The following is a 12,651-nucleotide window of genomic DNA, read 5'->3' on the forward strand; positions in this document are numbered from 1 at the left end:
CCGACCAGGCACGAGGTCAATCAATAAATTGGCATTGACAATGTGCACGCTGTTGAGTTCTCAAGGACCAGACGCACTCCCCGCTCGACCCATCACAGGTTCCGCCAGAGAGGCATTCGTCTTGTACAACGTCCTGGGCGCACAACCAGAGGTCGTGGTTCCGAGGAGTTGGTTGCCTGAGCGGGACCCCGTCCGGACTGCATCTCCAGGTGTTCAACCCGGTGATCGTCTCGGCCGTTCCGTTCTCCGCCTCAGCGGCAACGAGTGATTACTTTACGCAGAGGTGAACGGCAGCGCCAAGCCGGGCCACATCCCGGGCGTGTCGCCCACTGCGCCCGCGCTGAGCACTCCCCCGAGAACGACGAACGGCCCGTTCCCCACCTGGGGGAACGGGCCGTTCGGCAGCGCTGTCAGTGCCGGGCGATGACAGGGTTCTTGAGCGAACCGATGCCGGAGATGGTGACCTCGACGATCTCACCGTCGCGGATCTGTCCGACACCGGCCGGGGTCCCGGTCAGGATGACGTCACCGGGCAGAAGGGTCCAGATCGAGGACACGAACTCGACGAGCGACGGGATGTCGTGCACCATCTCGTTCGTCGACGCAGCCTGCCGGAGGTCACCGTCGACACGGGTCTCGATGCGGATGTCCGACGGGTCGATCTCGGTCTCGATCACGGGGCCGAGCGGGCAGAAGGTGTCGAACCCCTTCGCCCGGGTCCACTGACCGTCGCGCGCCTGCAGGTCTCGGGCGGTCACGTCGTTGGCGATCGTGTAGCCGAGGATGACGCTCGCGAAGTCCTCACGCCGGACGTTCTTCGCGAGTGAGCCGATCACGATGGCGAGTTCGCCCTCGTGGTCGACGCGTCCGATGTCGGCGGGGAGGCGGATGGGTTCGTCCGGACCGATCACCGAGGTGTTCGGCTTGAGGAACACCACCGGGTCGTCGCCGGCGCGCTCGTCCATCTCCGAGGCGTGCTCCGAGTAGTTGAGCCCGACGCCGATGACCTTCGAGCGCGGGATGACGGGGGCGAGGAGCTTGGCGTCGGCGAGTGCCACGCGCTCCCCCGTGGTCTCGAACCCCTGGTACATCGGGTCTCCCGCGAGCACCACCAGAGCGCGCTCGTCGAGGATGCCGTACCGGGGGTCTTCACCCTTGCTGCTGAACCGTGCGATCTTCACCGTTCGACCCTACCCACGCCCGCCGGTCGATCAGGACGCGTCGGTCAGCTTGGTCATCCACCCGTGGGGGTCGGGACGACGGCCGTACTGGATGTCGGTGAGCTCGTCGCGCAGGGACATCGTGAGTTCGCCCGCCCCGACGGTCGGCGAACCGATCGTGAAGCCGTCGCCCCGGAGTTCGGCGATCGGGGTCACCACGGCGGCGGTCCCGCACGCGAACGCCTCGGTGATCGAACCGTCGGCAACGCCGTCACGCCACTCGTCGAGGGTCACGCGGCGCTTCTCGACGGTCAGGCCGCGGTCCTCGGCCAGCTGCAGGATCGAGTCACGCGTGATCCCTTCGAGGATCGAGTCGGAGTCGGGCGTGACGAGGGTGCCGTCGGACTTGACCAGGACGACGTTCATGCCGCCGAGCTCTTCGAGGTACTTGCCCTCCACCGAGTCGAGGAACATCACCTGCTGGCAGCCGTGCTCGTAGGCCTCTTGCTGGGGCAGCAGCGACGAGGCGTAGTTGCCGCCGGTCTTCGCCGCACCGGTCCCGCCTTTGCCTGCCCGGGCGTACTGCGTCGACAGCCAGATCGACACCGGCTTCGGGCCCGAGGTGAAGTACGCACCGGCCGGGCTCGCGATGCAGTGGTACGCGACGGCCTGTGCCGCGCGCACCCCGAGGAACGACTCCGTCGCGATCATGAACGGCCGCAGGTACAGGCTGGTCTCGGGCGCCGAGGGCACCCAGTCGACGTCGGTCTGCACGAGCTGCCGGATCGACTCGACGAACGCCTCCACCGGGAGTTCCGGGAGCGCGAGCCGTCGGGCGGACCGCTGGAATCGCCGGGCGTTGGCGTCCGGCCGGAACGACCACACCGAACCGTCCGCGTGCCGGTAGGCCTTGAGCCCCTCGAAGATCTCCTGGGCGTAGTGCAGCACGCTCGCGCTCGGATCGAGGGACAGCGGCCCGTACGGGTGGATCGACGCACTGTGCCAGCCGTCGTCGAGCGTCCACTCGACCGTCGCCATGTGGTCGGTGAAGTGCTTGCCGAAGCCCGGGTCGGCGAGGATCTGCTCACGCTCGGCGGCCGCGCGGCGGTCGGCGGACGGGGTGCTGGCGAACTCGAGTCCGAAGGCGGTGTCGGTGCTCATGGGGAGGACTCCTTCTCAGGCGGTGGTGGTGCGTACCGTGGCCGCGGCGGCGATCGCGTCGCCGATCTCGGCCGTGCTACGCGGCGTGGTGCCCCGGTCGGCGAGGTCGGACTCCACCGCAGCCGTGACCGCGGCCGCCAGGTCACCGCGACCGAGGTGGTCGAGCAACAGGGCGACGGAGCGGATCGCGGCGGTGGGGTCGGCCAGCTGCTGACCTGCGATGTCCGGCGCGGAACCGTGGACCGGCTCGAACATGCTGGGGAAGGTGCCGTCCGGGTTGATGTTCCCCGAGGCCGCCAGACCGATGCCGCCGCTGATCGCGCCGGCAAGGTCGGTGATGATGTCGCCGAACAGGTTGTCGGTGACGATGACGTCGAACCGGGCGGGGTCGCGGACCATGTGGATGGTGACCGCGTCCACGTGCTGGTAGTCGACCGTGACGTCCGGGTACTCGGCGCCGACGGCCGCGACGGTGCGCTGCCAGAGGGCTCCGGCGTGTACCAGGACGTTGCTCTTGTGCACGAGGGTCAGGTGCCGACGCGGGCGTCGGTCCGCCAGCGCGAAGGCGTACCGGACGACCCGCTCGACCCCGAGGGCGGTGTTCAAGGAGACCTCGGTCGCGATCTCGTGCGGGGTCCCGGTCCGGATGGCACCGCCGTTGCCGACGTACGGCCCCTCGGTGCCTTCGCGCACGACCACGAAGTCGACTTCGCCGGGGTCGGCGAGCGGCGTCGGGACGGCCGGGTGCACCGTCGTCGGCCGGAGGTTCACGTAGTGGTCGAATGCGAAGCGGAGCTTGAGGAGCAGCCCGCGCTCGATGATGCCGCCGGCGAGCCGCGGGTCACGGGGGTCACCGCCGACCGCTCCGAGCAGGATCGCGTCGTGCTGCGCGATCGCCGCCATGTCGTCGTCGGTCAGGACGTCACCGGTCTCCAGGTACCGTGCGGCACCGAGGGAGAACGGGGTCTCCTGCACCACGAGGTCGTCCGGCAGGACCGCGTGCAGGACCTTCAGGGCCTCGTCGACGACCTCGGGGCCGATGCCGTCGCCACGGATGACCGCGAGTCGGATGGTCTGCGCGCTGCTCATGTCCGCCACTCCCTAGAGCGTGATGTCGATCTCGCGGAGCGAGGACGCGTCGATCGCCGAGCGGACGTGCTCGAGGATCTCGGCCGGGACCGGCGAGTCGACGGTCAGGACGCTCAGTGCCTGGCCACCGGCGGCTTCGCGGGAGATCTGCATCGCGGCGATGTTGATGCCGGCCTGGCCGAACTCCTTGCCGTAGACCGCGACGATGCCCGGTCGGTCGGTGTACTCCATCACGACGTGGTGCCGGTCGAGCGGCACTTCGACGTCGTGCCCGTTGATCTCGACGAGCTTCTCGACCTGCTTCGGGCCGGTGAGTGTGCCGGACACGCTGATGGCCGGGCCGTCCGACTGGGCACCGCGGATCGTCAGCACGTTGCGGTACTCGGGGCTGTCGGTCTCCGTGATGAGGCGGACGGTGACCCCGCGCTGCTCGGCGATGAGCGGAGCGTTGACGTACGAGACCTGGTCGCTGACGACGTCGGTGAAGACGCCCTTGAGCGCCGCGAGCTTCAGCACGCTGACGTCGTACTCGGCCAGCTCGCCGTGCACCTCGACGTCGATGCTCGTGACGGGCGAGGTCGCCAGGGCGGTGAAGACCTGGCCGAGCTTCTCGACGAGCGGGATGCCGGGACGCACGTACGGGTCGATGACCCCGCCGGCGACGTTCACCGCGTCGGGCACGAGTTCGCCGCCGAGGGCGAGACGGACCGACTTGGCGACCGAGACGCCTGCTTTCTCCTGCGCTTCGTCGGTGGAGGCACCGAGGTGCGGCGTCACGACGACGTTCGGGAGCGCCAGGAGCGGCGAGTCCTTCGGGGGCTCGGCGACGAAGACGTCGAGGCCGGCGCCGGCGATGGTGTTCGCCGTGAGTGCCCGGTGCAGGGCGTCCTCGTCGATCAGGCCGCCGCGGGCCACGTTCACGACGAACGCGGTCGGCTTCATCAGGGCGAACTGGGCGTCCGAGATCATGCCGAGGGTCTCCGGCGTCCTCGGCATGTGGATCGTGGTGAAGTCCGCCCGGCGCAGCAGGTCGTCGAGGGAGACGAGCTCGACCCCGAGCTGCTGCGCACGTGCCGTGGTGACGTACGGGTCGTACGCGATGACCGTCACGCCGAAGGCCTGCAGCCGCTGGGTGATGAGCGCGCCGATGCGGCCGAGGCCGATGATGCCGACGGTCTTCTCGTAGAGCTCCACACCGGTGTACGACGAGCGCTTCCACGCACCGGCGGCCAGCGAGGCGTGGGCGGCCGGGATGTGCCGCGCGAGCGACAGGATGTGCCCGACCGTGAGCTCCGCCGCCGAGATGATGTTCGAGGTCGGGGCGTTCACCACCATCACGCCGGCGGTCGTCGCGGCCTTGATGTCGACGTTGTCGAGGCCGACGCCGGCGCGGGCGACGACCTTGAGGCTCGGTGCCGAGGCGATCGCCTCGGCGTCGATCTTGGTGGCGGACCGCACGAGGACGGCGTGCGCGTCGGACAGCGCCGCCAGGAGCGCCGGACGGTCGGTGCCGTCCACGTTCCGGATCTCGAAGTCGGGCCCGAGGGCGTCGACCGTTGCGGGCGAGAGTTCTTCGGCGATCAGGACGACCGGCTTCGACACAGCAGCTGTTTCCTCACTCGAGACGGTTGGTATCCCACCATGCTATCGACGCGGGCCGGTGGTGACGACCGCGGGAGCGGTCCTGTGGAGAACCACACGACGGCAGGAGGCGCGGGGCGGGGCCGCACCGAGCCTCCTGGCCGTGGGCGGGTCGCGTCAGAAGTCCAGCAGCGTCGGGACGAACAGCTGGAGGTCGAGCCAGAGGGCGCCGGCGCCCGCGAACGCGACCACGAACACCGCGATCGTGACGGGCAGGCTCGCGCGCCGGGTGATGACGATCGCCGCGACGAACGCGACCGGCGCGATGAGGATGTCGAGCACGAGCCACAGCCACGGGGTGCTGGTCTGCAGCGAGTCTCCACCCGAGGTCGTCTGGAGGAACGCGTTGAAGGCGTCCACCCGCTGGTTGATCTGCGTCAGGTTGCCGACGGCCTGCACCGTCATGTACGCGAACAGCGCCGCGAACACGACCCAGACCACGATCTTCGCGAGCACGGGGGCGCTGGTCCGACGGGTCGTCGCCGGCACCGCCCCGGTCACCCGAAGCTCCGCGTCAGGAGGAACGGCCAGGGGAAGAGCACGACGGCCCCGAGGAGCATCCACAGCAGGCGGGTCCGCGTGCGGCTGCTGCGCGCTGCCCAGAGCACCACCGTGAACCAGAGTGCCGGCGCGAGGATCGCGAGGAAGCGGAGCACCTCGACGAAGAGCGTCAGGACCGTGTCGACGCCGGAGACGTACGCGGTCGACGCGGTGAGGAGCCAGGCCACCGTGTAGAGCAGGTAGAGGCCCCCGAAGACACCGAACCCGACGAGCGCGCCGGAGGTCTCGGGCGCCTCGGGGTCCCGCTCGCCGCGCTCGCGCACCGCCACCGGGTTGTGCGCCGCGTCGACGTGGGTGGCGTCGTCGGCGTCACCCCAGCTGAGGGCGGCGGCGTCGGTGTCGACGGCGTTCGGCACGTCCGGGTCGATCGACCCGTCTGGTGGGGATGCTGCCGTGGTCATGCCCCGATTCTACGAGGGACACGACACCGGGGAGACCAGCGGCGCCCGGGAGGCCGACGTCAGACGTCGGCCGGCTGCGTCGCGAGGACCTCGGCGACGACGTCGCGGACGGCCGGGAAGAGCGGGTGGCTCTCCATCAGGCCCGTGAGGATCTCGGTGAGCGCGTGTGCGGTCGCCCCGGAGCGCAGGAGGGCGTGCAACTCGATCGACTCCGGGTCGTTCTCGTCGTCGAACGCGAGCGCCGCGCGGACGGCACCGAGCAGGTGTTCGACGGGCAGACCGCGCTCGGCGAGCTGCGACGCCGGGCCGACGAAGCGTTCACGACGGCCGAGCTTGCGGAGCGGGTTGCGGCCGACGCGCGCCGTGGAGTCCGGCAGGTGCGGGTTCGCGATGCGGGAGAGGTTCGCGGCGACGTAGCGCGCGTGGTCCTCGGGGTCGAAGCCGTGCTTCGCGATCAGCAGTGCGGTGGTCTCGGCGAGCACCCCGTCGACCTCGGCGCGGACGGCGTCGTCCTCGAGTGCTTCGCGGATGAGCCGGATGCCCCGCACGTAGCCGTGGTAGGCGGCGGTGGCGTGCGCCGTGTTGACCGTGTAGAGCTTGCGCTCGACGAACGGCTGCAGGTCGTCGACCCAGGTGACGCCCTCGATCGTCGGCGGTTCGGCGTCGGAGCCGAGGAACGGGGTGCGCTCGATGACCCACTCGTAGAACGGCTCGAGCACGACGTCGAGGCCGCCGGACTGACCGAGCACACCGGACTGGTCCGGGACGATGCGGTCGATCGCGCAGTTCGCGAAGACCGCGGCGATGTCCCGGTCTTCGAGGATCGGGGCTCGGCGGATGCTGGCGTGCAGGGAGTCGGTCGCGTTGAACGCGTTCTCGCAGGCGACGATCGTGACGTCGCCGCGCTCGAGCGGGCGTGCCGCGAGCCCCTCGGCGATGAGCGGCGCGACGAGCGGGAGCGTGCGGGCTCCCACGGCGGTCGTCACGACGTCGGCCTCGGCGATGGCCTGCACCACACGCTCGCGGTCGGTCTTGCTGCTGAGCGCACGGAACCCGTAGACGAGGTGCTCGACCGGCATCTCGCCGACCTCGTGCACCACGAACCGGCCGGCTTCGTTGAGCGCCGAGACCACGCGTTCGTCGACGTCGACGAAGGTGAGGTCGTAGCCGCTCGCCACGAGGAACTGGCCCACGAACCCGCGCCCGATCTTGCCGGCGCCGATGTGGACCGCTCGCTTCGTCACCGCCATCGAACGATCATCCCATGCTGGTCGGGGCGGTCCTGACCGCGGGTGCGCAGCACGGCCGACGGGTGTCGGGAATCGTCCGCGCGCACGGCGGAGGGACGCCGGTCCGCGGCGTCGGGGCTGGAGAAGGGCTGCTGCATAACGTTCGGGTCACATCGCGAGGCGGCGGTGCAGGTGCACCGCCGCCTCGCAGGTCGAGTGGTTCTCGGAAGACTACCGCGCGGCCGAGCCGTCCACGTAGTCGCCGTCGTTCTGCTTCCACGCGAAGAGCGCGCGGAGCTCACGGCCGGTGGCCTCGATCGGGTGGCCTTCGCCCTTGGCACGGAGCGCCTTGAACTCCGGAGCGCCGGCGTCCTGGTCCTCGATGAAGCGCTTCGCGAAGGCACCGTTCTGGATGTCCGCGAGCACCGCCTTCATGTTCTCCTTGACGTCCGGCGAGATCACGCGGGGGCCGGAGACGTAGTCACCGAACTCGGCGGTGTCGGAGATCGACCAGCGCTGCTTGGTGAGGCCGCCCTCCCAGATGAGGTCGACGATGAGCTTGAGCTCGTGCAGGACCTCGAAGTAGGCGATCTGCGGCTGGTAGCCCGCCTCGACCAGGGTCTCGAAGCCGTACTGGATGAGCTGCGACGTACCACCGCAGAGGACGGCCTGCTCGCCGAACAGGTCGGTCTCGGTCTCCTCGGTGAAGGTCGTCTTGATGCCGCCGGAGCGGAGGCCACCGATGGCCTTGGAGTACGACCACGCGAGGTCCCACGCGGAACCGGACGCGTCGACCTCGACGGCGACGATCACGGGGACGCCACGGCCGGCCTCGTACTCGCGGCGCACGGTGTGGCCCGGGCCCTTCGGAGCGACGAGCGACACGTCGACGCCCTCGGGCGCCTCGATGTAGCCGAAGCGGATGTTGAAGCCGTGGCCGAAGACGAGCGTCGCGCCCGGCTTGAGGTTCGGGCGGATGTCCTCTGCGTAGACGATGCGCTGGACCTGGTCCGGCGCGAGGATGACGACGACGTCGGCCCAGGCGGTGGCGTCGCCCGGGGTGTGGACCTCGAAGCCCGCCTCTTCGGCCTTCTGCCGGCTCTTCGAGCCCTCCTGCAGGCCGATCTTGACCTCGACACCCGAGTCACGGAGGTTGAGGGCGTGGGCGTGGCCCTGCGAGCCGTAGCCGATGACGGCGACCTTCTTGCCCTGGATGAGCGTCAGGTCGGCGTCGGCGTCGTACACGATGTCAGTCACGAGGGTGTGTCTCCTTGGTTCTGTGGTCGGTGCCGGGCACCGTCGGCGCCCGGGAAGGGTGTGACGGGCGCTCAGCGCACCCGGTCGGTGATGCTCTTCGGTCCGCGGCCCATGCCGAGGAGGCCCGCGCGGGCGAGCTCCTTGACGCCGTAGGGCTCGAGCACGCGGAGGATCGCCTGGATCTTGCCGGGGTCGCCGGTCACCTCGACGATCAGGGAGTCGGTCGCCACGTCGACGACCTGGGCACGGAACAGGTTCACTGCTTCGAGCACCGCCGAGCGCGTCTGGTTGTCGACGCGCACCTTCACGAGCATGTGCTCGCGCTGGACCGACTGCGAGAAGTCCAGTTCGACGATCTTGATGACGTTCACCAGCTTGTTGAGCTGCTTCGTCACCTGTTCCAGGGGGAGGTCCTCGACGTCGACGACGACCGTGATCCGGCTGAGGCCGTCCACCTCGGTGTTGCCGACGGCGAGCGACTCGATGTTGAACCCGCGGCGGGCGAAGAGTCCGGCGACACGGGTCAGCAGACCGGGCTTGTCCTCCACGAGGAGGGAGAGGACGTGGCTCATGCGGTTTCTCCCGTCATGTCGGCGTCCTCGTCGTCCCAGGTGGGGGCGAGTGCCTGGGCGTACTCGATGGAGGAGTTGCTGACGCCCTGCGGGACCATCGGCCAGACCATCGAGTCACGACTCACGACGAAGTCGATCACCACCGGGCGGTCGTTGGTCGCCAGGGCGAGCTCGATCGCGGCGTCGACCTCGTCGGCCTTCTCGACGCGGATGCCGAGGGCACCGTACGCGTCGGCCAGCTTCACGAAGTCCGGCACGCGACGCGAGTCGTGCCCCGTCTCGAGGTCGGTGAAGGAGTGCCGGCCGTCGTAGAACAGCGTCTGCCACTGCCGGACCATGCCGAGCGAGGAGTTGTTGATGATCGCGACCTTGATCGGGATGTCGTTGATGACGCAGGTCGCGAGCTCCTGGTTCGTCATCTGGAAGCAGCCGTCGCCGTCGATCGCCCAGACCACGCGGTCCGGCTGGGCCACCTTCGCGCCCATCGCCGCGGGGACCGAGTAACCCATCGTGCCGGCGCCACCGGAATTGAGCCAGGCGTTCGGCCGCTCGTACTTGATGAACTGCGCCGACCACATCTGGTGCTGACCGACACCCGAGGCGTACACGGCCTCGGGACCGGAGAGCTCACCGATGCGCTTGATGATGCCCTGCGGTGCCAGGAGCCCGTCGGTCGGCTCGGCGTACCCGAGCGGGAAGTCGGCCTTGAGCTGGTGGAGCTTGGCCCACCACTCGTCGGTCGATGCGCGGTCCTCGACGGCGATGCCGCCCCAGGCGTCGAGCAGGTCGACCAGGACCTCGCGGGCGTCACCGACGATCGGGACGTCGGCGAACCGGATCTTCGAGATCTCGGCCGGGTCGATGTCGACGTGCACGACCTTGGCGTCCGGCGCGAACTCGTCGGCCTTGCCGGTCACGCGGTCGTCGAAGCGGGCCCCGAGGGCGACGATGAGGTCGCTCTCCTGCAGGCCGAGCACCGCGGGCACGGTGCCGTGCATGCCGGGCATGCCGAGGTGCTGCGGGTGCGAGTCCGGGAACGCGCCGCGCGCCATCAGGGTCGTGACGACCGGCGCCCCGGTGGCCTCGGCGAAGCGGAGCAGCTCGGCGGTCGCGCGGGAACGGACGACCCCGCCGCCGACGTAGAGCACCGGACGCTCCGACTCGGACAGCAGCTGCGCGGCCGCGGTGATCTGCTTGCCGTGCGCCTTGGTCACCGGGCGGTAGCCGGGCAGGTCGATCTTGGGCGGCCACACGTACGGCGCCGACTTCTGCTGGGCGTCCTTGGTGATGTCCACCAGCACGGGGCCGGGCCGACCGGTCGTTGCGATGAGGTGCGCCGCGGCGAGGGTCGCAGGCACGTCGGCCGGGTCGGTCACCAGGAACGAGTGCTTCGTGATGGGCATCGTGATGCCGACGATGTCGGCTTCCTGGAACGCGTCGGTGCCCATCAGCGTCGAGAACACCTGACCGGTGATCGCGATGAACGGCACCGAGTCCATGTAGGCGTCGGCGATGGCCGTGACGAGGTTCGTCGCGCCGGGGCCGGACGTCGCGATGGCGACCCCGACCTTGCCGGACGACGAAGCGTAGCCCTCGGCGGCGTGGCCGGCGCCCTGCTCGTGACGGACGAGGATGTGGCGGATCGTGGTCGACGCCATCAGCTCGTCGTAGAACGGGATGATCGCGCCGCCCGGCAGGCCGAAGACGTCGGTGATCCCGAGGTGCTCGAGCGTCCGGAGGACGGCTCCCGAGCCGGTCAGGATCTCCGGCGACCGGCGTGCACCGGCGGCCGCGGACAACGGAGTTGCTTCCGTGGGCATGAGTGGTCCTTGCCTGAGTGGTGGCGGTGGTGCGGGTGTCGGACGCTAGCCCGTGACCGCGCCCTGGGCGGCGGACTTGACGAGCTTGGCGTACTTCGCGAGGACTCCGCGGGTGTAGCGCGGGGGCAGCGGGGCCCAGCCGTCACGGCGGGCCTCCAGCTCGGCCGGGTCGACCAGTAGGTCGAGCGAGCGAGCCGCGATGTCGACACGGATGCGGTCGCCATCACGAACGAAAGCGACTGGACCTGCGTCCACTGCTTCCGGTGCGATGTGGCCGATGCACAGGCCGGTTGTGCCGCCTGAGAATCGACCGTCGGTCAAGAGTAGTACATCCTTGCCGAGGCCCGCGCCCTTGATGGCCGCGGTGATGGCGAGCATCTCGCGCATCCCCGGACCGCCCTTCGGTCCCTCGTAGCGGATGACGACGACGTCGCCCTTCTCGATCTTGCCCTCGGTCAGGGCGTCCATCGCGGCACGTTCGCGGTCGAACACCCGGGCGGGGCCCTCGAAGACGGAGGCGTCGAAGCCCGCGGTCTTCACCACGGCGCCCTCGGGGGCGAAGGAGCCCTGGAGGACGGTGAGGCCGCCGGTCTCGTGGATCGGGTTGTCGAGCGTGCGGAAGACCTCACCGTCGAGCGCCGGCGGGTCGATCTCGGCGAGGTTCTCGGCGACGGTCTTGCCCGTCACGGTCATGCACTCGCCGTGCAGCAGGCCCGCGTCGAGCAGCGCCTTCATGATCACGGGGATGCCGCCGTTGCGGTCGACGTCGACCATGACGTACTTGCCGAAGGGCTTCATGTCGGCAAGGTGCGGGACCTTGGAGCCGATGCGGTTGAAGTCGTCCAGCGACAGCTCGACCTCGGCCTCGTAGGCGATGGCGAGCAGGTGCAGGATGACGTTGGTCGAGCCGCCCAGGGCCATCGCGACGGCGATCGCGTTCTCGAAGGCTTCCTTGGTGAGGATCTGCCGCGCGGTGATGCCGTGCTCGAGCATGTTCACCACGGCCTCGCCGGAGCGGTGCGCGTAGTAGTCACGGCGGCGGTCGGCGCTCGGCGGGGCCGCGGAGCCCGGGAGCGACATGCCGAGGGCCTCGGCGACGGAGGCCATCGTGTTCGCCGTGTACATGCCACCGCAGGCGCCCTCGCCCGGGACGATGGCGCACTCGATCTTCTTGAGCTCTTCCTCGCTCATGGTGCCGGCCTTGCAGGCGCCGACGCCCTCGAAGGAGTCGATGATCGTGACTTCCTTCATCGTGCCGTCGGCCTGCTTCACGTAGCCCGGCATGACCGAACCCGCGTAGAGGAACACGCTCGCCAGGTCGAGGCGCGCGGCGGCCATCAGCATGCCGGGGAGCGACTTGTCGCAGCCGGCGAGCAGGACGGTGCCGTCGAGGCGCTCGGCGTTGACGACGGTCTCGACGCTGTCCGCGATGACCTCACGCGAGACGAGGGAGAAGTGCATGCCCTCGTGGCCCATCGAGATGCCGTCCGAGACGGAGATGGTGCCGAACTGCAGCGGGTAGCCGCCACCGGAGTGCACGCCCTCCTTCGCACCCTGTGCGAGGCGGTCGAGCGACAGGTTGCACGGCGTGATCTCGTTCCACGAGGACGCGATGCCGATCTGCGGCTTGCTCCAGTCCTCGTCTCCCATACCGACGGCCCGCAGCATGCCACGCGAGGTGGTTGCTTCGATCCCGTCGGTGACGACCCGGCTGCGCGGCTTGACGTCGATATCAGGCATGGGATGAGTCTAGGACGCTT

At 69.5% G+C, this 12,651-nt stretch carries 11 protein-coding genes; all 11 read right to left on the reverse strand.

The window, feature by feature from the left end:
* Nucleotides 1-410: 410 nt before the first annotated feature.
* Nucleotides 411-1,181, reverse strand: a complete 771-nt coding sequence (locus tag H7A73_RS10545; RefSeq protein ID WP_027466538.1) for a fumarylacetoacetate hydrolase family protein — start codon at nucleotides 1,179-1,181, stop codon at nucleotides 411-413.
* Nucleotides 1,182-1,211: 30 nt separating this feature from the next.
* The gene (locus H7A73_RS10550) at nucleotides 1,212-2,321 is read right to left on the reverse strand and encodes a branched-chain amino acid aminotransferase (protein ID WP_027466537.1); all 1,110 of its coding nucleotides are present in this window, start codon (nucleotides 2,319-2,321) and stop codon (nucleotides 1,212-1,214) included.
* Between the two features lie 15 nt (nucleotides 2,322-2,336).
* Complete coding sequence (locus H7A73_RS10555) at nucleotides 2,337-3,410, reverse strand: 3-isopropylmalate dehydrogenase (protein WP_182065916.1); 1,074 nt, start codon at nucleotides 3,408-3,410, stop codon at nucleotides 2,337-2,339.
* Nucleotides 3,411-3,422: 12 nt separating this feature from the next.
* Entirely contained in the window at nucleotides 3,423-5,012 is a 1,590-nt protein-coding gene (gene serA, locus H7A73_RS10560; protein WP_182065917.1) for a phosphoglycerate dehydrogenase, read from the reverse strand.
* A 156-nt stretch (nucleotides 5,013-5,168) separates the two neighbouring features.
* Nucleotides 5,169-5,552, reverse strand: coding sequence for a hypothetical protein (locus H7A73_RS10565; RefSeq protein ID WP_182065918.1), 384 nt, complete (start codon nucleotides 5,550-5,552; stop codon nucleotides 5,169-5,171).
* On the reverse strand, nucleotides 5,549-6,013 hold the full coding sequence (locus H7A73_RS10570) for a hypothetical protein (RefSeq protein ID WP_182065919.1): 465 nt from the start codon (nucleotides 6,011-6,013) through the stop codon (nucleotides 5,549-5,551). Before H7A73_RS10570 ends, H7A73_RS10565 begins: the two co-directional genes overlap by 4 nt.
* 59 nt (nucleotides 6,014-6,072) lie before the next feature.
* On the reverse strand, nucleotides 6,073-7,263 hold the full coding sequence (locus H7A73_RS10575; RefSeq protein ID WP_182065920.1) for a mannitol-1-phosphate 5-dehydrogenase: 1,191 nt from the start codon (nucleotides 7,261-7,263) through the stop codon (nucleotides 6,073-6,075).
* A 210-nt stretch (nucleotides 7,264-7,473) separates the two neighbouring features.
* Complete coding sequence (gene ilvC / locus H7A73_RS10580; protein WP_027466530.1) at nucleotides 7,474-8,499, reverse strand: ketol-acid reductoisomerase; 1,026 nt, start codon at nucleotides 8,497-8,499, stop codon at nucleotides 7,474-7,476.
* 71 nt (nucleotides 8,500-8,570) lie between these two features.
* Nucleotides 8,571-9,071 carry an acetolactate synthase small subunit gene (gene ilvN, locus H7A73_RS10585; protein WP_017888842.1) on the reverse strand — a complete coding sequence of 167 codons (501 nt, stop codon included), beginning with the start codon at nucleotides 9,069-9,071 and terminating at the stop codon, nucleotides 8,571-8,573.
* The gene (locus H7A73_RS10590; protein WP_182065921.1) at nucleotides 9,068-10,891 is read right to left on the reverse strand and encodes an acetolactate synthase large subunit; all 1,824 of its coding nucleotides are present in this window, start codon (nucleotides 10,889-10,891) and stop codon (nucleotides 9,068-9,070) included. The genes ilvN and H7A73_RS10590 overlap by 4 nt, the downstream gene beginning before the upstream one ends.
* Before the next feature lie 45 nt (nucleotides 10,892-10,936).
* Nucleotides 10,937-12,631 carry a dihydroxy-acid dehydratase gene (gene ilvD, locus H7A73_RS10595; RefSeq protein ID WP_071246395.1) on the reverse strand — a complete coding sequence of 565 codons (1,695 nt, stop codon included), beginning with the start codon at nucleotides 12,629-12,631 and terminating at the stop codon, nucleotides 10,937-10,939.
* Nucleotides 12,632-12,651 lie beyond the last annotated feature (20 nt).

The organism is Curtobacterium sp. ME12 (genome assembly GCF_903970855.1).
GTDB classification, from domain to species: domain Bacteria; phylum Actinomycetota; class Actinomycetes; order Actinomycetales; family Microbacteriaceae; genus Curtobacterium; species Curtobacterium poinsettiae_A.

Excerpts from the sequence above, each read along its gene's own strand:
- H7A73_RS10550 (WP_027466537.1), bottom strand. The coding sequence starts at position 2,321 with ATGAGCACCGACACCGCCTTCGGACTCGAGTTCGCCAGCACCCCGTCC.
- ilvN (WP_017888842.1), bottom strand. The coding sequence starts at position 9,071 with ATGAGCCACGTCCTCTCCCTCCTCGTGGAGGACAAGCCCGGTCTGCTG.
- H7A73_RS10590 (WP_182065921.1), bottom strand. The coding sequence starts at position 10,891 with ATGCCCACGGAAGCAACTCCGTTGTCCGCGGCCGCCGGTGCACGCCGG.
- ilvD (WP_071246395.1), bottom strand. The coding sequence starts at position 12,631 with ATGCCTGATATCGACGTCAAGCCGCGCAGCCGGGTCGTCACCGACGGG.
- H7A73_RS10555 (WP_182065916.1), bottom strand. The coding sequence starts at position 3,410 with ATGAGCAGCGCGCAGACCATCCGACTCGCGGTCATCCGTGGCGACGGC.
- H7A73_RS10570 (WP_182065919.1), bottom strand. The coding sequence starts at position 6,013 with ATGACCACGGCAGCATCCCCACCAGACGGGTCGATCGACCCGGACGTG.
- H7A73_RS10575 (WP_182065920.1), bottom strand. The coding sequence starts at position 7,263 with ATGGCGGTGACGAAGCGAGCGGTCCACATCGGCGCCGGCAAGATCGGG.